The organism is Streptomyces sp. NPDC031497 (assembly GCF_055580905.1).
In genome coordinates, this window is record NZ_JBVIKO010000006.1 from 382,054 (window position 1) to 403,857 (window position 21,804).

The window sequence follows — 21,804 nt, forward strand, 5'->3', positions numbered from 1 at the left end:
CGGTTCCGCTAGCTCCCGGCGTGGCGACCTATATCCGAATCACGGATATCGACGACTCGGGCAGGTTCACCCCTGATCCCAAGGTCGGAGTAGATCACGTCAGCGCAGCCAACTACAGATTGTCCGATGGAGAGCTTGTTTTCGCGCGCACTGGCGCCAGCGTTGGCAAGTCTTACCTGTACGACTCGCGGGACGGCGAGTTGGTATATGCCGGATTTCTGATCAATGTTGCGCCAGATCCGAAGCGACTGAATCCCGAATATCTATCGCTTTTCGTGCAGTCCAAGGAATATTGGGACTGGGTTGCCCGGATGTCTGTCCGCAGCGGTCAGCCGGGCATTAATGGGCGCGAATATGCGCAGCTCCCAGTCCCATTGCCTGACATCGCGACGCAGAATGCGGTTGCGGCCGCGATAACTGACGTCGACGACCTGATCGTTACGCTGGAACGTTTGATCGCCAAAAAGCAGGCGATCAAACAGGGTGCGATGCAGGACCTCCTGACAGGCCGCGCCAGGGTCCAAGGGTTCAGGGACGCCTGGGAGCATCGCCGCGTATCGGAGATGGGGGATGTCCTGGCTGGCAAGGCGCTGAATGTTAGTGGTGCTGGAGCCTTGCGTCCCTATCTCCGGACAAAAAATGTACTTGATGGAAGGATCGACCTAAAGGACGTTCTGTGGATGCCTATGACAGATGTCGAATTTGAACGCTTCGGCATCGAGCGCGGGGATGTTCTACTCAATGAAGGCCAGTCCCTGGAGTTTGTGGGTCGTTGTTCTGTATACAATGGCGAATTTGGAGCTCCTTGCGCAATGCAAAATCAGCTACTCCGTTTTCGGGCCTATACGGGAACCTCTCCAGAATTCGCTGCATATCTTTTTCGGCACTGTCAGCGGACAGGAGTTTTTGCTTCTATCGCCACGAAGACGACCTCGATTGCGCACCTCGGTAGTTCGCGGCTTAGCAATCTGCGTCTCCTCTGGCCTACTGATCGACTCGAACAGGCGGCGATTGCCGAGGTGTTGTCTGGCATGGATACCGAAATCGCAGCCCATGTGGTCCGTCTCGATAAAGTACGCGCTCTCAAGCAAGGTATGGTGCAGCAGCTCATGAACGGCGGTACCGGCCTTCTGGTCAAGGAGAGCGAAGCATGAGCAACGTCGGCCAGCCGGAGCGCACAACTCAAGACCGCGTCATCGAGCTTTTCCGAGACGGCCTGGGCTACGAGTATCTCGGCAACTGGGAGCACCGTGCGGCAAACTCCAACGTCAATGCTGAGCTGCTCGCGCAGAACCTCCGTGCCCGGGGCTACAACGAAAACCTCATCAACAAGGCGATCGATAAGCTGAAGAGCGATGCCTCGCTCGGTGGCGGACGCGATCTCTACGAGGCGAATCGGGACGTATACCGCTTGCTCCGGTACGGCGTCAAGGTGAAGCCTGGTGCTGGCGAGCATGCGGAGACGGTGTGGCTCGTCGATTGGGCGTGCCCCGAAGCGAATCACTTCGCCCTGGCGGAGGAAGTGACGGTGTTGGGGCAGCACACCAAGCGCCCGGACATCGTGCTGTACGTCAACGGTATTGCCTTCGGGACGATCGAGCTCAAGCGCTCGAAGGTTGCCGTTTCTGAAGGTATCCGGCAGAGCATCGGGAACCAGCGCCCCGAGTTCATCCGGTCGTTCTTCACGACTGTGCAGCTCGTCATGGCCGGCAACGACGTAGAGGGGCTGCGTTATAGCGCCATCGACACACCGGAGAAGTACTGGCTCGCATGGCGTGAACCGTCCGACATCGCCGATCCCCTCGACCGTTCCTTGACGCAGCTTTGCTCGAAGGAGCGCCTGCTCGAGCTGGTTCACGACTTCATGGTCTTCGACGCGGGGCAGAAGAAGACGTGTCGGCACAACCAGTACTTCGGCGTCAAGGCGGCTCAGGAGCGGATCGCCAAGCGCGAGGGCGGCATCATTTGGCATACCCAAGGCTCCGGCAAGTCGTTGACGATGGTGTGGCTGGCTAAGTGGATCCGAGAATCTCAGGTTGGGACCAACCCACGGGTCTTGCTGATCACTGATCGGACCGAACTGGATGATCAGATTCAGCAGGTCTTCCAGGGAGTCAACGAGGCCATCTATCGCACCAAGAGCAGCTCTGACCTCCTCGCCACATTGAATGCGAGCGAGGAGTGGCTGGTCTGCTCGCTGGTTCACAAGTTCCGCGGCTCGGAAGACGAGAACGCCCGCGATAAAGCTGAGAGCGAGTTCATTCGTGAACTCAAAGCGGCAGTTCCCAAGGACTTCCAGGCCAAGGGCAACATCTTCGTTTTCGTCGACGAAGCCCACCGTACGCAGTCGGGGAAGATGCACGACGCCATGAAGGCGCTCATGCCTGGTGCCATGTTCATCGGCTTCACCGGCACACCTCTTCTCAAGGAGGACAAGGACACCACTGTCCAGCGTTTCGGCAGCTTCATTCACACCTACAAGTTCAATGAGGGCGTTGCAGACGGCGTCGTGCTCGACTTGCGGTACGAGGCTCGCAACATCGACCAGGACCTGACCTCGCCAGCGAAGGTCGACCAGTGGTTTGAGGCCAAAACCCGCGGTATGACCGACCTCTCCCGCGCCGAACTCAAGAAGCGCTGGGGCACCATTCAGAAGGTCGTCAGCTCGGAGCCGCGGGCCCGGCAGATAGTCAATGACATCCTGTTCGACATGGAGATCAAGCCGCGTCTGTCGGATGGCCGCGGCAACGCCATTCTCGTCAGTCAGAGCATCTACCAGGCGTGTAAGTTCTACGAGCTGTTCACCCAGGCCGGGTTTAAGGGCAAGTCCGCCATCATCACGTCGTACACGCCGCAGGCGAGTGACATCGCCAAGGAAGACTCAGGCCACGGTGCGACCGAGCGGCTGCGTCAGTACGAGATCTACCGGCAGATGCTCGCGGATCACTTCAACGAGCCTGCGGACCAGGCGATGGGCAAGGTCGAGCAGTTCGAAAGGGACGTCAAGGAGCGTTTCATCAATGACCCGGCCCAGATGCGGCTGCTCATCGTTGTCGACAAGCTCTTGACCGGCTTCGACGCTCCGAGTGCGACGTACCTGTACATCGACAAGAAGATGCAGGACCACGGTCTGTTTCAGGCGATCTGCCGGGTCAACCGCCTTGATGGCGAGGACAAGGACTACGGCTACATCGTCGACTACCGCGACCTGTTCAACTCCCTCGAGTCCGCGATCACGGACTACACCGGCGGTGCTCTCGAAGGCTACGAGACGAAGGACGTCGAAGGGCTGCTGTCAGACCGGATCGACAAGGCCCGTGACGACCTCGATGAGGCCCTGGAGAAGATCCGGGCGCTCTGCGAGCCGGTCGAACCACCCAAGGACACCCTCCATTACCAGCAGTACTTCTGCGCCCGGGAGCAGGGCAACGCCGAGCAACTCAAGGCCAACGAACCCAAGCGGGTTGAGCTCTACAAGTCTGTTGCGGCCGTGACCCGCGCGTACGGCAACCTCGCCAACGAAATGCAGGCCGCTGGGTACAGCGACGCCGAAGCTGCAGCGATCAAGGAAGAGATCGCCCACTACGCCAACGTGCGTGAAGAGGTGAAGCTCGGCGCTGGCGAGAATGTCGATTTCAAGCAGTACGAGGCCGGCATGCGGCACCTGCTGGACACGTACATCAGCGCCAGCCCCTCCGAGGTGGTCTCTGACTTCCAGGAAGCCGGGTTGATCCAGTTGATCGTCGAGATGGGAGCCGGCGCGCTCGACAAGCTTCCAGCGGGTATCAAGAAGGACCCGGAAGCGGTGGCAGAAACGATCACCAACAACATGCGCATGGTGATCATCGACGAGCGTCCGATGAACCCGAAGTACTACGACAAGATGTCGGAGCTGCTCGACGCCATACTCGAGGAACGGCGACAGAATGCTTTGGATTACAAGGGGTACCTCGCGAAGCTCCTGGAGCACGCGTCCAAGCTCGGCAAGGGCGAGTCAGACAGCAAGTACCCGGAGTGGGCTGACAACGGTGCTCGCCGCGCTCTGATTGACTTCTTCGGTGAGTCACCGGAGCTTGCCGCGGTTGTGGACACCACCATCCTCCATACCAAGCCCGACTCGTGGGTGGGCAACGCGATGAAGGAGAAGAAGGTCAGGCGCGCGCTTGCTCAAGCACTGACTGCCGACTTCGACCGGCTTGATGAGCTACTGGAACTGCTGAAGGCGCGCCGTGAGTACCGCTAGTGCCTCTCTCACCATCCGTGGCATCGACGTTGAAGTCATCTACAAGAACATCAAGAACCTGCACATCGGTGTCTATCCGCCACTGGGACGCGTCCGTGTAGCAGCGCCGCACCAGCTCGACAATGAGCAGGTACGACTCGCTGTAATCCAACGCCTACCGTGGATCAAAGAGCAGCGCGAGCAATTTCGATCAGCCGCACGGCAGTCCACGCGAGAGATGGTCACAGGCGAATCCCACTATGTGTGGGGCGTTCGCCGCAGAATGAAGGTCGTGGAGCGCCCCGGGCGGGCTCACTTCGAGCTGGACGGTGAACGACTCCTGCTGTACGTCCCAGTCGGCACAACAGCTGAACGGCGGCGGGAGTTGCTCGACCGTTGGTATCGGGCGCAGCTTCGACATGTGATCCCGGGTTTGATTGTCAAGTGGGAAGCCGTCCTCGAAGTTTCGGTGCCGCAGTGGAATATCAAGCGAATGAAGACCAAGTGGGGCTCGTGCAATCGCGAGACCGGGCGCATCTGGTTCAACGTCGAGCTTGCGAAGAAGCCTCCAGGCTGCCTCGAGTACATCGTTGTCCACGAGATGACGCACTACTTGGAACGCAACCACGATCAGCGCTTCACCAAGCTTATGGAGAGGTTCATGCCGAATTGGCGGAGTCTTCGTGACCAGCTGAACGACGCCCCACTTGCAGAGGAAGAGTGGGCCTGAGGGAGCGGTAGGAGGAGCCTCTCGCAGGATGTACCCGCGCAAACAAGGGTCACTGCGCGGCCGGTGGCGTGAGCTGCCAGACGGGCGCACGGCCTTGAGCTGAACTCGTCGTGATCGCCCTGTCAGACCGAGACGATAGGGTCAAAACTCAGTTCGACCGTAGTGCAGGTGTCCGCCGCAGAACCGGAGGCTCGACCCGGTGAAGTTCATTGTCCTGCCCCAAGACACGCCGGTGCGCTCAGGCCCCGAGGCCGTGGTCCTGGTAGCCGATGACTGGGACGACTTCGGCTTCCGCACCGGCTACACCCTTTGGTACAGAGACTCACAGACGCAGACGAACTTGGGTTTCGTCAAGGTCGCCGTCGCTGGGCAGGAAGATGGCCCCAGCCCCATTCGTGCCGGGGTCTACGATGGCCCGCCACCGGGTGAACTTTTCTCCCTCGGACAGAGTGATCGCTACTACGACAACATCAAGAAGCTTGGACACGACAGGCGCCAAGAAATCCTCCGAGGGCTCTGTGACGTGGCCTACAACCCCGATCTTCTCGAGACCGCTATGCAGTACCCAGTGACACGATCATCACTGTTGCGGACGATTGAGGAACAGACTGTCAGGGCCCAGTTCAACCGGATCGCACGCGGTGGAGTCCGGCTGACTGAGTACCGGTTCCGCTACATATCACCGGGGCACGGGGCTGAGAACGCTCTCGACTTCAAGGTCGATCCCGACTCCACGCCGTCCAGTAATATCCACGTCCTCATCGGGCGCAACGGAGTTGGGAAAACGACCTTGCTGCGGAATCTTGCCGCTGCGGTCGTCTGGCCCGAGAGGCAGGCGCAATTCGGCCACGTGGATGTGCTCCCGACGTCCACGTCTGCAACCGGCGAGCGGTTCGTGAACGTGGTCTCGGTCACCTTCAGCGCCTTCGACCCCTTCGTTGAAGTGGTGGAGGAGAGCGATCCCCAAGCGGTGAAATATACTTATGTCGGCCTCCAAAGCACCTCGCCCGATGATCTACCCACCGGCACCCAGCAGCAACTACTGCAAGCGGCCTTCAATGCTGGAATCCATGCCGTCATCAACTCGCGTGACCTGATGCGTTGGCGCGAGGCGATAATGCTGTTGAGTCGTGACCCGCAGTTTGCGAACTCCGCCATCGCGACCTACGCCAGCGACATACGAGCCGGCGTGAAGGTTACGGAATCCCACGTGCGGGATCTGACCTCTGCCTTCGGGCGGATGAGCTCAGGTCACGCGATCGTGACGCTGACCATGACACAGCTCGTGCATCTTGTGGCTGAGCAGTCTCTAGTCCTACTGGACGAGCCGGAAGCCCACTTGCATCCGCCGCTGCTGGCTTCCTTCATGCAGGCGCTGTCTAACCTGTTGTCCGCGCGCAACGGCGTCGCAGTAGTTGCTACACATTCGCCCGTTGTACTTCAGACGGTGCCGCGGTCCTGCATCTACAAGCTCATACGCCAGGGCGAGAGCAGCCGCTCCGAGCGCCCGCTGATTGAGACGTACGGCGAGAACGTGGGCGTACTCACCCACGAGGTGTTCGGGCTGGAAGTGATGCAGTCCGGTTTCTACGCGGAAATCGGCAGAGCTGTGGCCGCGCTGGACACATACGAAGAGGTTCTTGCTCACTTCGACGGCAAGCTCGGCGGAGAGGCAAAGGGGTTGGTCCGGGTCCTTCTGGCAGAGAAGTCGGATGGTGTCCTTTGATGTGGCCCTTAAAAGTTCCCATGCGGAAGGCGAGTGACAGCTATCAGGCGTGCGTCGCTCGCACCAAGGCAGAAGAGCGGCGTGAGCGGCTGCTCAACGCGGCCAACGCTGTACAGAAGGCCGGCCAGGCACTCCGTGAGGCTGCGGCTGCCAGGAATCTGCATGACCTTGACCCTAAGGGCTTTAAGATTCCCGAGATCGCCGACGATGCCTTCGTGGATTGGGCCTACGAGAACGGCATGCAGACCGTCGGGGGGCGGGTGATACGTGACGAGTTGATGGCCGCCCCGCTCAACGAACGTTGCCCGTTGTGTAGGCAGGGCACCGTTCGCCAACTTGACCACTTCATGCCGAAGAGTCTTTTCCCCGCTTTATGTGTCGATCCGCTCAACCTTGTCCCCGTCTGCGAGCAGTGCAATTTGATCAAGGGGAACAAGCGGCCGGACAGTGCCGAGAACACACTCCTGCATCCATATCTCGACCGGGTATCCCATGAGAGATGGTTAGATGCGCGATCGATCCACGATTCGGGCACGGTGCGGCTGCACTTCTTCGTAAGCCCGCCGGCATCCTGGGATGCCACACTCATCGCGCGGGTCAAGAACCACTTCAGGCTCTTCGAGCTGGGGAAGCGCTACGCCATCGAAGCCAACCGTGCAATCTCCGATGTGACGTATAGCGTCGAAAGACAGCGTAAACGCGGTGGCGCACGCATGGTGCGTGTCTATCTGGAGGATGAAGCGGAGAGTCGGTTCGCTGTAGACCTCAACAGCTGTGAAGGCATCACATTCCGGACACTCGCAGCTGACGACCTCTATTGCGAAGGCCCTACAGGGCAAGACAGTCCCAGCTCGGTGGGCCCGCTGTAACCAACCAGATTGGGTGTAGCGACGCAGACCTTGGTCGATCCCTGTTGCTGTCGGGCGGCTGGAGTCTTCTGACCCGCGCGTCCCGGCACTCCACAGGCCGCGGTGCCTGGAGCATGCTGCTTGGGCCGAGCCCGCAGCCGCACGACCAAGTGAGCGCCGGAGATCTCGACGTCGCTGTCGTCACCGACGCGCCACCGGGGCTGCCCAACGGCCCGCGTGTCGAACAACGGTACCTGGGGACCGACGAGATGGTCGTCGCCCCGCCGCCCCGTGGCATCTACACGATCACGCCCCGCCGCGACCCGCACCCGTCCGCGGCGCTCCTGCTCGACCAGCTCGCCACGACGTTCCCCTCGGCCCGTCCTGCCCAGACCGCGCATCGTCCGCCGAACGGCACCGGCTCTCCCGCAGTTCGGGAGGGGTTCGGCTCGTAGGAGTCGGGCCCGTGGCTCATTGCCGTGCCGGGACGAGGCCGAGCGGGGGCGCGGTGATCGGCCTTGGCGCGGATCCGGGCGAACTGGACCGGCCGGCCCCGACACCGCCCGAGGGCCGGCTCTCCGCGGGTCGCTGTGTTCAGTTGGGGTCGGGGAGCCACAGGGGAGCGCTGCTGCCGCGGGGGAGGAGGATGTCGCGGAAGCGGCCGGGGGTGCGGGTCATGACGATCTGGTCGGTGACGCCCTGGTAGTGGCCGCAGGGGGTGTCGGCGGTGAAGGTGTCGGGGTCGAGGTAGGCGTGCGGGGAGCCCGGGTCGGGGTCGAGGGCGGTCGCGTGGGCGTAGGCGCGGTCGAAGACACCGAGGCTGAGGATCCAGGTGGCGATGCGGGTGAGGTTGAGGGTGACGCGGTAACTGCCGCCGTCGGTGGCGCGGCGCATCAGCGCGGCGAGCACGCCGGTGGTGGCCAGCCAGGAGAGGACGTAGTCGTTGACGACGCTGATGTACGGCAGGGCGGGGGTGCTGGTCGGGCCGGCCGCGATGCCGTCCTCGCCCTCCATGAGCATGATGCCGCTGAGCGCGCCGGCCGTCTGATCGAAGCCGACGCGGTGTGCCCAGGGGCCGGTCTCGCCGGCGAGGGTGATGCTGACGTGGACGATGCCGGGCCGGACGGCCGCGGCCTCCTCGGCGCCGAGGCCGATCTTCTCCAGGTAGCCGGGGCGGCGGTTGGCATAGAAGACGTCCGCTCCGCGCAGGAGTTCGCGGATCCGAGCCTGTCCCTCGGCGCCGTAGGGGTCGATGGTGGTCGAACGGACGCCGACGTTGGCGGTGTTGTAGGTGGAGTCGTGCTCCAGCTCGTTCGGCCGCCAGATGTTCAGCACGTCGGCACCGTGCTGGGCCAGGTCCCGGCCGACTCCGGCGCCGGCGATGATGTGGCCCATGCCCAGGGCGCGCACGCCGGAGAGCGGCTGGGCGGCCGCGGCGGACAGCGGTTCGGGCTCGCTCTCGGCGATCTTCTCGATCTTGATCAGCGGCTGCTGTGCGATGTACTCGTAGGCGGGCTCGCGGAGAAACTCCTCGGTGGTGCGCAGCATGGGCATCACCACGCCGATCTCGTCGCCCGCCTGCTCCAGGTCGGCGGCGTTCCACTTGGAGACGGCGTCCGCGACGGCCTGCTTCTCGGGCCAGGTGCGGAGCAGCTTGTAGACGGCGTTCTTGATCTTCGGGTAGGGGTTGAGCGGCATGACCCAGCGGTCGTCACGCGTCCGGTAGAAGTCGAATCCGAGCGGGTTGGCCGGGTCCGAGGGCGTGCCGCCGGGGTAGCCGTTGAGCAGTTCCCACTTCTTGTCGTAGAAGGGGCACAGCCGGTGCGGGGCCTTGCGCAGGTCCATGGTGATGTCCTGGCCCTCGCCGGTGCGCCGGCGCCACAGGGCGGCCAGCGCGACGGACTTGGCGGTCATGCCCAGGGCGGGGACGGCGCCCAGGCGCATGATGCTGGGCACGACGGGGTCGGCGCCGATGAAGGTGATCTCTCCGCCGCTGTCCTCGGGATGGAGGCCGGCCGAGGCGAGGACCTCGCGCAGGGCCTGGTGGATGTCGAAGCCGTCGTCCGTGGTGGACGGGGTGGCGAGGGTCTGCTGGATGCGGTCGGTGAGTTCTTCGGCGCTCATGGATTCTGCAATCTCTGTGGTGTGGGGGATGCCCGGCGGTGAGGGCGGGTGCGGGTCAGGCGTCGAAGGTCTTGCCCAGGGCGCGCAGCAGGGCGATCTGCCTGCGGTCGCGCTCGGCGGCGAGTTCGTCGACGGTGCCGCCGAAGTCCTTGACCTGCTCGGTCAGCAACCGCCTCGTGGGCTCGTCGAAGGCCACCTTCTCCTGGACCATGTCGGCCCAGCGCCGCTCCATGCCGATGCCCAGATGGTCCATGAAGTGCGTCAGTCCGCCCTCCCCGCCGCCGAGGTGGAAGGAGCGGAAGGGCCCGGCGACGGCCCAGCGCTGGCCGATGGACGAGGTGACGATGTCGTCGAGCTCCTGCATGGTGACGACGCCCTCGCTGACCAGATGCACACACTCGCGGAAGATCGCCGACTGCAGCCGGTTGGCGACGAAGCCGGGCACCTCCTTGCGCAGCACCTGTGGCTGTTTGCCGAGGCCGCGGTAGAAGGCACGGGCGCGTTCGACCGTCTCCGCCGAGGTCCGCTCGCCGGGAACGACCTCCACCAGCGGCACCAGATGCGGCGGGTTGAAGGGGTGCCCGACGACGAGCCGGGCCGGGTCCCTGAGGGCGGTGGCGATCTCGGTGGCGGGGATGCCCGAGGTGGAGGTGGCGAACAGGGCGTCGGCCGGTGCGTTGCTCTCGATGGTGTGCCACATCTCGTGCTTGACCTCCAGCCGCTCCGGGCCGTTCTCCTGCACCAGGTCCGCCTCGCGGACGGCGGCGGCCAGGTCCGGCTCGAAGGACAGCCGCGCGGTGAGCGCCGAGGTGTCCAGCCCGAGCGCCTTCAACGCGGGCGTGGCCTGTGCGACATACGTGCGTACGGCCTCGTCGACTCCCGGCTGCGGGTCGCTGACGGTGACGGACAGGCCGCGGGCCAGGAACAGCGCCGCCCAGGAGGCACCGATGACGCCTCCTCCGACCACGGTGACCTTGCGGATTCCGGCGATGCTGTCGTTCTCGGACATGCGGGACACCTGCTCTTCTTCGACTCGGCGTGGGGGGTGTGCAGGGGGAGAGAGGGGAGAGCGGTCAGGCCAGGTAGTCGTGGACGACCCGGGCGCGGCCCAGGGTCAGGTCGGTGAGGATGTGCGAGGCGGAGACGACCTCCAGGACCGGCAGGTCGGCGAGCGGGGCCAGCGCGTGGGCCAGCAGTTGCAGCCGGGCGGGTCCGCTCCAGGCGCCCTTGACCGTGAGGTCGCCGATCCGGGTCCGGACGAGTTCGCAGATGCGCGGCGAACCGTCGTAATGCGGAAGTTTCTTGAGCATGAACGTCGGCAGCGTCAGCTCCTCGCGGGCCTTCTCGGTGGCCAGCTGCCGGTGCTTGTAGCCCATCGTCGCGCGGGCGACGGGCAGCGAGCCGTAGTCCAGGGTGCCGACGAGCGTGTCCTGGTCGACGAAGAGCCGGGGCCTGCCGAGCTTCTTCGGGAAGGCGCCGATCTCCCGGCCGCTCGCGATCGCGGGGAAGTTGTCCACGTACATCGACAGGCTGTACTCGCCCGTCTCGCCCTCGTACTCGACGACGGCGAGCTGGCCCGACTCCGTGTAGTCGCCCAGCCCGGTGACGTCCGGCATCCGCATGACCTCGAACCGCACCAGCGGCTCCGTCACCCGCAGCGGCTCCGGCACCACCCGCTCCAGGGCCCCGGGATCCGTCCGGTAGGTGATGTTCAGATACTCGCGGTCGGTGAACCGGTACGGACCCGCCGGGAAGGCCGGGGCGTCCAGTGGTGTGCTCGGTGCGTGGACGACGTCCTCGACTCGCATGGCTCTCGCCCGCCTCTCACGTCCCCATGACTGACATAACGACATTAAGGGGACGAAACGTTGTACACCTGCCCTCGGCCGAGTGCCTCGGGTACCCCCGGGGTGCCCCGGAGTGCTCGGGGTGCCCCGGAGTGCTCTGGGGGCGTCGTGGTGTCTGTGGTGACGATGTGAGTTGCATAATGCAACACAGCCACTGTAGATCCGCCTGCCGTCTGTTGCAAAATGAAACTCCGAGGCGGGAGCCCGAGCCGTAGGGAAGGGACACGCACGTGGCGGACGACGACGCAGAGCTCCGGGGACTGGTCCGCGAGCTGGTGACTCTCTCCCGGCGTTTCCGGGGCAACGCCGAACGGCTCCACCCGGAACTGAGCTTCGTCGACTACTCCCTGCTGTCCGAGATGGACGCGCGCGACGGGGCGCGCGCGGCGGACCTGGTCGGCCTCTACGGCCTCAACAAGTCCACGATCAGCCGCCAGGTCGCCGCTCTGCAACGCGCCGGCCTGGTGGTACGCGAGGCCGACCCGCACGACCACCGAGCCCAGCTGCTGCGACCCAGCGACCACGGCAGGGAACTCCTCACCCGCGCCGACGCCCTGATGTACCGGGAGGTCGACACCCGCACCGAGGGCTGGGCCGCGGAGGAGGTCCAGGCCCTGCGCGGCCTCCTCGCCCGCTACAACACCGCCGCCTCCGCGGTCGCCGCCGACACACCGGACCACTGACGGACACTCGGCCAGGGGACCGGGCGCCTACCGCCGTGGCCGGAGCAGTCCGGAGCAGTCCGGAGTGGCCCGGGAACCGTACGAGCGGCTCGGAAGGAAGGGCTCGGAGTGGCCCGGAGCGGGTCGCGGCCGTGCCGTCGACGCCGCGCATCCGGGTGGTTCCGGTCGGTCGGAGGGTGTTGAGAGCAGGGTGATGGAGGCGGCGGTGCCCAGGCTGGCCTCCCGGGGCCCCGGCTGCGGCCGCGCCCCGGAGGGTGGGCGCCCCTGCGTTCGAACCGCGCCGGCCTCGGCCCGGGGCCTTCTCATCGGAGGGCGGTCAGCGCGCTCTCGGCGGCCGCCAGGATGGTGCGTGTCTGGTGGGCGACCTGTTGGCGCACGGGTACCCGGCGCAGGTGCAGGGTCTTCTCGAAGTCCGCGCACCAGGTGGTGAAGAGGTCGTCCAGATCGCGGCGCAGGCCCGGCGCGGCAGGATCGTCCGCCGTCTCCAGCAGTCGTAGCAGCAGGCCCGCGGCGCGTAGCGGTTGGCGGCGCGCCACGATGTCCAAGGCGCAGAGCTGGGCTGTCGTCAACCCCGGCGGACCGTCGGCCGCCTCCCGGGCGAGCGGTTCCCAGGAGTCGGCGACCAGGTCGTAGAGGCCGTCGGCCATCCACTCCAGGACTCGTCTGGGCGCGTTGTCCCGGGCCGGTGGCAGGAAGGGGCGGGCCTTGTCGAGTACGGCGGTCACCTGGCGTCCGCCGTCCCGTACCAGCCCGGCCAGGTCACGCAGTACGGCACCGGCGTCCGGGCGCGGGGACGGGTCGTCGGCCAGGTCGGTCCCCCACAGGGGCACCTCGATGATCGCCGTGACCCCGCCGTACCGCGCGGGTGCGCACCACGTGGACAACCCGATGTTCTCGGACCCGGCCGCCAGACGGGCCGCGCTCTGTGGCGGCGGCAGGACGTAGACGCCGGGGCCCGGGTTCTCCCAGTACAGGGCGTCGAACGTGCCGTACTGGACCGGGATGGCCAGCTCGGCGGCGGACTTCCGGAACGGCGCGGCGAAGCGGGGGAGGTCGCGGGTCAACTGGACCCAGGTGCCGCCCGCGTCGACGTTGTGCAGGGAGCACTGGAGGACCGGCCGCAGTTCGTCGATGACGTCGAACAGCGCCTGGCTCTCCGGGAGATGCCGGGATTCGATGGGCGCCCACTCCGGCTGTTCCGCCGCGACCGGGCGGTAGGCGGCACGGTAGTAGTCGGCCAGGGTGTGGCGGGGCCTGGCCGTCGCCTCTTCGATGCCCTGGCTGAGCGCGGCGCCGTCCGGGTCAAGGCACAGCACGATGTCCCAGGTGACGAGGGACGGATCGGTGACCGTGGACGGGACGGTCGGCGTGGACGGATCGGCAGCCGTCGGCGGATCGGTAGCCGTCGGCGGATCCGCCGCCGTGGGCGGCTGGTGGCCGCGCGCCCCCCGCTCCGCCAGGCCGCGCGCCCCCCGCTCCGCCAGAACGCTCGCCCCCCGCTTCGCCAGGCCGCTCGCGACGTGCTCCGCCAGGGCGATCGCGGTGGTGCCGCCGACCGGCTCGTCGGGGTGCGGCCGGGCGACCACCAGGACGTGGTGCGGACCGTGTCCCACGGACAGCATCAGGATCGGGCGGCCGGCCCGGGACGTGCCGATCCGGCGCAGCCGGCCGGTCCCGGGGAACCGGGAGACCAGCCGCCGTGCCGAGTCGGTGACTTCCGCGACCGTGAGGTATCGGTCCAGCATCGGCACCTGGTCAGCTGCCGCCGTTGCCACCGCTCTCGCCGGTGGTCTCCTTCTTGTCCAGCGGCCGGATCTCGATCTTGTTCGGCATGCCATGTCCTCCCGGTGGTGGCTGTGGCGTGTCATGGTTGTCGTGCTCTTGCCAGAGTTGGCCGAACCGGTGAACCTTGTCAACGTCCTTTGTCCACCGACAAGTTGGCGCTCAGGAGATTGGCGCGAAGATGACGGTGCCCGCGATGCGGCGGCCTCGGATCAAGCCGGAACACCGGGCCTACCGGACCGTCGACGGCCACGTGCGGATCGGAAGTGTCGTACACGGCATCGGTGCCGAGGTCACGGATCCCGACGGCTGGGTGTGGACGCTGGTCGAGACCATGGACGGCACCCGGAGCGCCGCGGACATCGTCGCCGAGGTGTCCCGCCGCCACCCGGGACTGCGGCTGCCGGACCCGGACATCGCCCAGGCGATCACGGACCTGACCATGGCCGGGTACGTGGAGGACGCCGGTGCCGCGCCGCCGGCGGAGCTGTCCGCGCGGGAACGCGAGCGGTACGGCAGGGGCATGACCCTCCTGCGCTGGATGGACCTCCGGCCCCGGGAGAGCGCCTGGGAGCCGCAGCTGCGGCTGCGCCGGGCCCGGGTGCTGCTGGTCGGCGTCGGCGGTACCGGCGGGGCCGCCGCGCGGGACCTGGTGGCCTCGGGGGTGGGACGGCTGCACTGCGTCGAGCCGGACGTCGTCGAACTGTCCAACCTCAACCGGCAGACCCTCTTCGGCGAGCGCGACCTCGGTACGCCGAAGATCGACGCGGCGCTGACGGCGCTGCACGCCCTGAACTCGGACACGACGGTCACGGGCGAACGCCGCGAGGTGCACGGGCCGGCGGACCTCGAAGACCTGCTGGCCGGTGGCCCCGGTGGCCCCGGTGGCTCCGGTGGCGTCGGCGGCTCCGGCGACTCCGGCTCAGGCTCCCGCTCCGGTGGCGGCGCGGGGTACGACGTGCTCCTCCTCGCCGCCGACCGCCCCGCCGTGATCCGCAGATGGGCCAACCAGGTCTGTCTGGCCACCGGCACCGCATGGGCCGAAGCCGGATATCGCGGTCCGCTGGTGAGCGTCGGGGTGTTCAGGCCCGGCCGGGGTGCGTGCTGGGAGTGTCTGCGCAGCGCCGAGATCGAGCGGCGCGATCTGCGGCTCGCGCCCGGCCAGGACGAGGAGGTCGCCTCACCCCGTATGCCGTGGAACCCGGTCAACGCCGTGACCGCGGGCCTGTCCGGCAGCCTGCTGGCCCATGCCGCGCTGATGCTGCTGTGCGGGATCCCGCCGGTCGAGCCCGGATGCCGGTTCGGCCTCAACCTCATGGTGCCCGGCGACCCCGTGATGCAACGCTCCGAGCGCCGCCCCGACTGCCCCGCCTGCGGCGCTGCCCACGCGCCCCGGACGACCGGGACGGGCAGGACGACCGGAGACCTGACCGCCGGAGACCTGACCGCCGGGGACCTGACATGACGGACACCGCGGCGACGGACCGGCCCCGGATCGAGCCGTCGACCCGGGTCCTGCTGCACGACCTCGGGATACGGCGGGACCGGGACGAGTGGATCGTGGGCCGCATGGCCACCCGGACCTTCGTAGCCCTGCCGGCGGCCGGGGTCCGTGCGGTGGAACTCCTCGGCCGGGGGCTGAGCGTGGCCCGCACGGCGGAACTGCTGCGCGCGGAGACCGGCGAGGAACTCGACATCACGGACTTCGTCAGGGACCTGGCCGCCCTGGGGTTCGTGGCGCGGATCGGGGACTGCCCGGTCGCGGACGCCGTACCGCCGCGCGCGTCCCTGCCGTGGCTGCGGCCCGGCGCCGTCCGGTTCGCCCTGCACCCGACACTCGCGGTGCTCGTCGCGGTACTGCTGACGGCCGCCGTCGCCGTCCTGGTCCGCCGTCCCGACCTGGTCCCCGGCTACCGGGACCTGCTGTGGAGCCCGCACGGCAGCCTGGTCCTGCTCACCGGGGCGGCGGCCGGGTGGGCGCTGCTGTTCGCCCATGAGCTGGCGCATCTGGTCACCGCCCGGGCCGCGGGCGTGCCGGGGAGGATGCGGCTGGGCACCCGGCTGCAGTTCCTCGTCATGCAGACCGACATCAGCGGCATCGAACTCGCGCCCCGCCGCCAGCGGCTGACGGCCTACCTGGCCGGTATCGCCCTCAACCTGTCCGTCGCCTCGGCCCTGGTACTGGTCCTCGCCGTGACGGACACCGGGACGACGGCCCACCGCGTGCTGGCCGCGGGCCTGCTGCTGGCCCTGCTGCCCCTGCCCTTCCAGTGCATGGTGTTCACGCGCACGGACCTCTACTTCGTCCTCCAGGACGTCACCGGCTGCCGGAACCTGTACGGCGACGGTCTCGCCTACGCCCGCTACCGGTTCCGACGGCTGCTGCGCGCCCCCCGCCCCGCCGGAGCCGGTGACCCGAGCACCCGGCTGCCCCCGCACGAGCGCCGGGCCGTCCGCCTCTACAGCGTCGTCCTCGTGGCCGGCACGGTGGCCTGCCTGGCGTTCATGGCCGCCGTCACCCTTCCCGCCGACCTCACCCTGCTGGTCCGCGCGGCCCGGGGACTGGGCGCGGACCAGGGCCTCGCGCGCACCGCCGACTCGGTGGCCGTGCTGGTCACCCTCGGCGGAGTCAACGTCCTGTGGCTGGTGACCCGCTGGCGCAACCGCCGGGCACGCCGGTCGGCGAAGGGAACCTGAGCACGCCGGAAGCAACCGGCCACCCACTCCCGCACCGAGAACCGCCCCACCACCTCCGCCAAGGCCACCGCCCGGCACGCCTCCGCCGGTGCCGCCGGAACACCGGTCCGTCCCCGTGCCGCCGGGCCACGCGTCTCCCCTCCCGTCCCGCCAGGGCAGCGGCCCGTGTGCCTCCGTCTCGGTCTCTGCCTCCGTCTGTCTCTGTCTCTGTCTCTGCCTCCGTCTGCGTCTGCGGACGGTGGGAGGATGCGGGGACGGCGAACGAGGGGGCGGGGGACGTGGGGCGGGCGGAGCGGGAACTGGTCGCGCGGGGGACGCGGCTGCATACGGCCGCGCGCGACGTCGTCGCCGATCACGGCAGGGCGGTCGACGCGGTACGGGCGGCCCTGACGCCGCTCCACGACGCGGCGGCACAGCGGGAACTGGACGTCCTTCCCATCGCCCGGCTCCAGGACGTCACCGAAGGACGGCTGCGGCTGGACCATGTCGAGCAGAGCGGACCGCGCACGGTCGGCGAGGTGCTGGCGGCCGGCGCCTACCGGTTGCGGCAGCTCCCCGGGGTCGGCCGGCGCACCGCGGACCAGATGCTCGCCGCGGCCCGCAGCCTCTCCGACGCCGTGCACGAGACCGTGGCCGTCCATATCGACGTGGACCGGCCGGAGCCGGGCACCACCGCGCTGGTCACGGCGTTGCACACCCTCGTGGAGGCCGGCCCGGACGCCGTGCGCGCCGTCGCCCGGGCCACCGAGACGGCGAAGCGGCTGGAGCCGCTGCTGGCCGCCGCCGGACCCGCCACCGGGCGCCTGCGGATGCTGCTGGCGGGGCGGGAGAAGAAGGCTCGCGCGCTGGCGGCGGTGACCGAGCTCCGCTCCCTGCTGGCGGAGGCGGAGCGGGCCGGGCTGCCCGAGCTGTTCGCCCAGTCCTCGGTGGACCTGCTCCGCGGGCCGTCCTCCGACCTCGCCGCCTGGGCGGACTTCGAACTGCGCTCCGCCGAGTACTACGGCCTGCTCGCGGAGATCTCCGAGCACCGGCCCGACACGGCCGCCGCCGAGGGCTTCCTGCCGGACGAGATCGCCGAGCGGGTCCGCGCCCAGCGGCTCGACGACACCCACCGGCGGGTCTCCCTGCGCGGCTACCAGGCGTTCGGCGCGCGTTTCGTCCTGGCGCAGCGCAAGGCGATCCTCGGGGACGAGATGGGCCTCGGGAAGACCATCCAGGCGATCGCCGTGCTGGCCCACCTGGCCGCCGAAGGGCAGCGCCACTTCGTGGTGGTGTGCCCGGCGAGCGTCCTCGTCAACTGGACCCGGGAGATCTCGGCCCGCAGCGCCCTGCGCGTGACACTGCTCCACGGCCCCGACCGGCACAAGGCGTTCGCCGACTGGCAGGGGCGGGGCGGGGTCGCGGTGACGACGTTCGACGCCCTGCGCGGATTCCCGGAACCGGGGAGCGGCGAGGTCGGCCTCTTCGTGGTCGACGAGGCGCACGCCGTGAAGAACCCGAAGACCAAGCGGTCCCAGGCGGTCGCCCGGTGGGCGGAGCGCTGCGAGCGCACCCTCTTCATGACCGGAACCCCGATGGAGAACCGGGTCGTGGAGTTCCGCAACCTGGTCGGGATGCTCCACAGCGGTGTCGCGGAGTCCCTGGCGGAGCGGGACGGCGCCTCGGCGGAGCGGGACGGCGCCCTGGCCGGCTCGGTCGCCTTCCGCAAGGCCGTAGCCCCCGTCTACCTGCGGCGCAACCAGCAGGACGTGCTGACGGAACTCCCGAGCCTCCAGCGGACCGACGAGTGGGAGGAGCTGACCGCGTCGGACGAGGAGGCGTACCGCGAGGCCGTGCGGGCCGGCAACTTCCTGGCGATGCGCAGGGCCGCGTATCTGCGCCCGGAGCGGTCGGCCAAGCTGGAGCGGCTCCGGGAGATCGTCGAGGAGGCCGCCGAGAACGGGCAGAAGACCTTGGTCTTCTCGTACTTCAAGGACGTCCTGCGGGTGGTGCAGGACGCGCTCGCCGACCGGGTCACGCTGTTCGGCCCGCTCACCGGCGGTGTCCCCGCCGGACGGCGGCAGCAGATCGTCGACGACTTCACCGCCGCCCCGGGCCCCGCCGTGCTGCTGGCGCAGATCCAGACGGCGGGCGTCGGCCTCAACCTGCAGGCCGCCTCGGTCGTCGTCATCTGCGAACCCCAGGTCAAACCGACCGTCGAACACCAGGCGGTGGGCCGGGCCCACCGTATGGGCCAGGTCAGACCGGTCCGGGTGCACCGCCTGCTCGCCACCGGGGGAGTGGACGAACGCCTGGTGAAGATGATGGAGAACAAGACCCGTCTGTTCGACGCCTACGCCCGCCGCAGCGCGGTGGCCGAAGCCACCCCGGACGCGGTCGACGTGTCGGACATGGACCTGGCCCGCCGGATCGTCGAGGACGAACAGGCCCGCCTGGGCACGGCGGACGGAAGGCCGGCCGCCGAGCCCGCGTGACCGCCCCGCCGGTGACGCCGGTCCGCCCGTGACGCCGGTCCGCCGGTGACGCCGGATCGCGCAGGTGCTGTTCCGTCCGCCAGCTACGCCGACTCGCGCAGCCGCAGTTCCGCCCCCACCGTCAGTTCGTCGGGGCGCAGCGGGTGGGCTCCGGTCAGGAGTCTGGCCGTCTGTTCGACGGCGAGCGCGCCGAGGCGGCGGGTGTCCAGGGCCACCGTGGTCAGCGCCGGCTCGACGAGGGTGCCCAGGCCCAGGCCGTCGAAGCCCAGTACGGCGAGATCCCCGGGGACCTGGCGGCCGAGCCGGCGGGCGGCGCGCAACGCCCCGAAGGCGATGATGTCGTTGAACGTGAACACGGCGGTCAGGTGCGGATGCCGGGCCAGGAGTTCCTGGAGCGCGCGCTCCCCGCCCTCCACGCTCTGGTCGGCGCGGGCCACCGAACCGGAGTCCAGCGCGCACGCGGACATCGCCGTGTCGAACCACTCGTGCCGGACGCTCGGCTCGGAGCGTTCCGCGTGGTCCAGCATGCCGATGTGCTGGTGCCCGGCTCCTATCAGGTGCCGTATCGCCGCGTGCACCCCCGCCTCGCCGTCGATCCGGATCGAACTGAACCGCTCGGTGGGGCGCTTCCGGTCGATGAGGACGACGGGCAGCCCCCGGGTGAGCCGCGCGATCTCGTCCTCCGGCAGACTCAGATAGCCCACCACGGCGTCCACCTGCGAGGCGATCACCTCCAGGGTGCCCTGCTCCTCCTCGACGCGGTCGCCGGTGTCGTACACCACCACGTGCCAGCCGCGGCCCCGGGCCGCGTCCAGCGCGGCGGCGGCGACCTCGGTGAAGAACGGGTTGAGCAGATCGGGGATCACCAGTCCGACGCTGATCGTGTCCTGCCGGACCAGCCCCCGGGCGAACCGGCTCGGCCGGTAGCCCAGCGCGAGGGCGGCGTCCAGGACGCGCTGCTTGGTGGAGACGCCGATCTCGCCCTTGTCGTTGAGCGCGCGTGACACGGTCTGCCGGGACACGCCCGCGGCCTCGGCCACATCGTCGATCGTCACCCTGCGGGGTCCGGTCCCCGACGACGCCATCGCTCACCTCCGTGCAGTTGCCGACGCGACCGCGTCGCAGGGACACCGAGTATGCCGGGTCCGATGTTTTGAGCCTTGACACTCCGGCGGACCGAAGCTCACACTCCCAATCAACTTCCCGTTACCGCTCCCGTGAGCGCTCACGTTACCGCTCACGGAACCTGATTCCAACCAGAAGGCATCCGCCTCCAGGTGTCAACGTCGACCCGCCTGCCGACCCTCGCCAGGCGTTCTCTGGAACGGAAGATATGAGCAGCACAGTCACACGCACCCGCCTCGCCGCCGCGGCCGCCACAGCGGGCATCGTCGTACTCGCCGGATGTTCCTCGTCCGGTTCGTCGGACAAGGCGTCCGCCTCGTCCTGCGCGCCCACGAAGGGCAAGGTCACCCTCCAGTACTGGAACACCGTCCCGGGCATGGACAAGGTCGTCGCCCTGTGGAACAAGCAGCACCCGGACGTCCAGGTCCAGATGAAGAACATCTCCAACGACCAGTACGGCCTCATCGGCAACGCTCTCAAGGCGGGCAAGGCGCCGGACCTCGCCCAGGTCGGCTACGACGAGCTTCCCAACCTGCGCACGCAGAGCGCCTTCGTGGACGCCTCCGCCTGCAAGGCGGCCACCGCGGCCGAGTCGAAGTTCGTCCCGTGGACCTGGTCGCAGGCCAGCTTCGGCGGCACCGGCGTGTTCGCCATCCCGCAGGACACCGGCCCGATGGCCCTGTTCGTACGCACCGACCTCTTCAAGAAGTACAACGTCGCCGTCCCCACGACCTGGGACGAGTACGCGACGGCCGCCCAGAAGCTGCACAAGGCGGACCCGAACCTCGACATGACGTTCTTCGACCCGAACAACGCCGAGTGGTTCAACGGGCTCCTCTGGCAGAACGACGCCAAGATGTACGGCTACTCCGGCGACAAGTGGCAGGTCACCGTCGAGTCGCAGCAGAGCAAGCAGGTCGCCGACTACTGGCAGAAGCTGATCTCCGAGAAGGTCGTGCGCACCGACCTCGCCAACGGGTCGACGCAGATGTACGCGGCGTACCAGAAGGACCAGATCGCCAGCTACGTCGGTGCCGCCTGGGGGTACAGCGGGTTCCGCGACAACCTGCCCAAGCAGGCCGGGAAGTGGTCGATCGTCCCGATGCCGACCTGGGGCACGAGCGGCGGCTCCGGTGACTGGGGCGGTTCGACCGTCGCGTTCATGAAGGGCAGCAAGCACCTGTACGAGTCGGTCGAGTTCAACACCTGGCTGAACACCGACCCGGACGCGCTGGCGCTGGAGAACAAGCTGGGCGGCCTCTACCCGGCGGCCACCGCCGGCCTGGACCTTCCCGCGCTGAAGCAGGGCGTGCCGTACTACAACAACGAGAAGATCTTCGACGTCTTCGCCGCCTCGTCCAAGAAGATCGACACCAGTTTCGCCTGGGGCCCCACGCAGAAGACGGTGAACCTGGCGCTCCAGGACGCGATGGCCAAGGCCGCGGCCGGGAAGGGCACGCTCACCGACGCGCTCGCGGCCGCCCAGGCCGCCGCGCTGAAGTCGATGAAGGACCAGGCGATCCCGGCGACGGCGGGTAAGTGACCG

The 21,804-nt window shown here is 67.8% G+C and carries 16 protein-coding genes; 11 read left to right on the forward strand and 5 right to left on the reverse strand.

The window, feature by feature from the left end:
* The first annotated feature begins 20 nt into the window (after positions 1-20).
* The 6 genes from ACZ5K7_RS15570 to ACZ5K7_RS15595 all read left to right on the forward strand — a co-directional run bounded on the left by ACZ5K7_RS15570 (position 21) and on the right by ACZ5K7_RS15595 (position 7,981).
* A complete protein-coding gene (locus ACZ5K7_RS15570; protein WP_468913741.1) occupies positions 21-1,154 on the forward strand; it encodes a restriction endonuclease subunit S in 1,134 nt (377 codons plus the stop codon).
* Positions 1,151-4,243 carry a type I restriction endonuclease subunit R gene (locus tag ACZ5K7_RS15575; RefSeq protein WP_468913743.1) on the forward strand — a complete coding sequence of 1,031 codons (3,093 nt, stop codon included), beginning with the start codon at positions 1,151-1,153 and terminating at the stop codon, positions 4,241-4,243. Before ACZ5K7_RS15570 ends, ACZ5K7_RS15575 begins: the two co-directional genes overlap by 4 nt.
* Positions 4,230-4,952 (forward strand): M48 family metallopeptidase, encoded by a 723-nt coding sequence (locus tag ACZ5K7_RS15580; RefSeq protein ID WP_351708690.1) that lies wholly within the window; start codon positions 4,230-4,232, stop codon positions 4,950-4,952. The genes ACZ5K7_RS15575 and ACZ5K7_RS15580 overlap by 14 nt, the downstream gene beginning before the upstream one ends.
* 199 nt (positions 4,953-5,151) lie before the next feature.
* Complete coding sequence (locus tag ACZ5K7_RS15585; protein WP_468913747.1) at positions 5,152-6,678, forward strand: ATP-dependent nuclease; 1,527 nt, start codon at positions 5,152-5,154, stop codon at positions 6,676-6,678.
* Positions 6,679-6,698: 20 nt separating this feature from the next.
* Entirely contained in the window at positions 6,699-7,547 is an 849-nt protein-coding gene (locus ACZ5K7_RS15590; RefSeq protein WP_468913750.1) for a hypothetical protein, read from the forward strand.
* Between the two features lie 113 nt (positions 7,548-7,660).
* Positions 7,661-7,981: a hypothetical protein gene (locus tag ACZ5K7_RS15595; protein WP_468913753.1), complete on the forward strand. Its 321-nt coding sequence runs from the start codon at positions 7,661-7,663 to the stop codon at positions 7,979-7,981.
* Between the two features lie 139 nt (positions 7,982-8,120).
* On the opposite strand, the gene ACZ5K7_RS15600 is transcribed toward ACZ5K7_RS15595, so the two are convergent.
* From ACZ5K7_RS15600 to ACZ5K7_RS15610, 3 genes are all read right to left on the reverse strand, one after another.
* The gene (locus tag ACZ5K7_RS15600) at positions 8,121-9,650 is read right to left on the reverse strand and encodes a CoA transferase (protein WP_468913756.1); all 1,530 of its coding nucleotides are present in this window, start codon (positions 9,648-9,650) and stop codon (positions 8,121-8,123) included.
* Between the two features lie 55 nt (positions 9,651-9,705).
* Entirely contained in the window at positions 9,706-10,659 is a 954-nt protein-coding gene (locus ACZ5K7_RS15605; protein WP_351708702.1) for a 3-hydroxyacyl-CoA dehydrogenase NAD-binding domain-containing protein, read from the reverse strand.
* Positions 10,660-10,723: 64 nt separating this feature from the next.
* On the reverse strand, positions 10,724-11,458 hold the full coding sequence (locus ACZ5K7_RS15610) for an acetoacetate decarboxylase (protein ID WP_351708705.1): 735 nt from the start codon (positions 11,456-11,458) through the stop codon (positions 10,724-10,726).
* Positions 11,459-11,727: 269 nt separating this feature from the next.
* Here ACZ5K7_RS15610 and ACZ5K7_RS15615 point away from each other — a divergent pair, with 269 nt between their 5' ends.
* The gene (locus ACZ5K7_RS15615) at positions 11,728-12,180 is read left to right on the forward strand and encodes a MarR family winged helix-turn-helix transcriptional regulator (protein ID WP_468913760.1); all 453 of its coding nucleotides are present in this window, start codon (positions 11,728-11,730) and stop codon (positions 12,178-12,180) included.
* 302 nt (positions 12,181-12,482) lie between these two features.
* Here the strand turns inward: ACZ5K7_RS15615 and ACZ5K7_RS15620 are convergent, their stop codons facing one another.
* Complete coding sequence (locus tag ACZ5K7_RS15620) at positions 12,483-13,922, reverse strand: hydroxylacyl-CoA dehydrogenase (RefSeq protein ID WP_468913919.1); 1,440 nt, start codon at positions 13,920-13,922, stop codon at positions 12,483-12,485.
* Between the two features lie 221 nt (positions 13,923-14,143).
* Between ACZ5K7_RS15620 and ACZ5K7_RS15625 the strand changes: the two genes are divergently transcribed.
* The 3 genes from ACZ5K7_RS15625 (at position 14,144) to ACZ5K7_RS15635 (ending at position 19,133) form a co-directional block, all read left to right on the forward strand.
* Positions 14,144-15,427 carry a HesA/MoeB/ThiF family protein gene (locus tag ACZ5K7_RS15625; RefSeq protein ID WP_468913762.1) on the forward strand — a complete coding sequence of 428 codons (1,284 nt, stop codon included), beginning with the start codon at positions 14,144-14,146 and terminating at the stop codon, positions 15,425-15,427.
* Positions 15,424-16,659: a hypothetical protein gene (locus tag ACZ5K7_RS15630; protein ID WP_468913765.1), complete on the forward strand. Its 1,236-nt coding sequence runs from the start codon at positions 15,424-15,426 to the stop codon at positions 16,657-16,659. The genes ACZ5K7_RS15625 and ACZ5K7_RS15630 overlap by 4 nt, the downstream gene beginning before the upstream one ends.
* 278 nt (positions 16,660-16,937) lie before the next feature.
* On the forward strand, positions 16,938-19,133 hold the full coding sequence (locus tag ACZ5K7_RS15635; RefSeq protein ID WP_468913767.1) for a DEAD/DEAH box helicase: 2,196 nt from the start codon (positions 16,938-16,940) through the stop codon (positions 19,131-19,133).
* Positions 19,134-19,216: 83 nt separating this feature from the next.
* Here ACZ5K7_RS15635 and ACZ5K7_RS15640 read toward each other — a convergent pair whose 3' ends face one another.
* A complete protein-coding gene (locus ACZ5K7_RS15640; protein ID WP_351708720.1) occupies positions 19,217-20,218 on the reverse strand; it encodes a LacI family DNA-binding transcriptional regulator in 1,002 nt (333 codons plus the stop codon).
* A 248-nt stretch (positions 20,219-20,466) separates the two neighbouring features.
* On the opposite strand from ACZ5K7_RS15640, the gene ACZ5K7_RS15645 reads away from it, so the two are divergent.
* The gene (locus tag ACZ5K7_RS15645) at positions 20,467-21,801 is read left to right on the forward strand and encodes an ABC transporter substrate-binding protein (RefSeq protein WP_468913769.1); all 1,335 of its coding nucleotides are present in this window, start codon (positions 20,467-20,469) and stop codon (positions 21,799-21,801) included.
* The last annotated feature ends 3 nt before the right edge of the window (positions 21,802-21,804 follow it).

Coding starts and splice junctions, on each gene's coding strand:
- ACZ5K7_RS15575 (WP_468913743.1), top strand. CDS start 1,151: ATGAGCAACGTCGGCCAGCCGGAGCGCACAACTCAAGACCGCGTCATC.
- ACZ5K7_RS15590 (WP_468913750.1), top strand. CDS start 6,699: ATGCGGAAGGCGAGTGACAGCTATCAGGCGTGCGTCGCTCGCACCAAG.
- ACZ5K7_RS15595 (WP_468913753.1), top strand. CDS start 7,661: ATGCTGCTTGGGCCGAGCCCGCAGCCGCACGACCAAGTGAGCGCCGGA.
- ACZ5K7_RS15600 (WP_468913756.1), bottom strand. CDS start 9,650: ATGAGCGCCGAAGAACTCACCGACCGCATCCAGCAGACCCTCGCCACC.
- ACZ5K7_RS15605 (WP_351708702.1), bottom strand. CDS start 10,659: ATGTCCGAGAACGACAGCATCGCCGGAATCCGCAAGGTCACCGTGGTC.
- ACZ5K7_RS15610 (WP_351708705.1), bottom strand. CDS start 11,458: ATGCGAGTCGAGGACGTCGTCCACGCACCGAGCACACCACTGGACGCC.
- ACZ5K7_RS15625 (WP_468913762.1), top strand. CDS start 14,144: ATGACGGTGCCCGCGATGCGGCGGCCTCGGATCAAGCCGGAACACCGG.
- ACZ5K7_RS15630 (WP_468913765.1), top strand. CDS start 15,424: ATGACGGACACCGCGGCGACGGACCGGCCCCGGATCGAGCCGTCGACC.
- ACZ5K7_RS15640 (WP_351708720.1), bottom strand. CDS start 20,218: ATGGCGTCGTCGGGGACCGGACCCCGCAGGGTGACGATCGACGATGTG.
- ACZ5K7_RS15645 (WP_468913769.1), top strand. CDS start 20,467: ATGAGCAGCACAGTCACACGCACCCGCCTCGCCGCCGCGGCCGCCACA.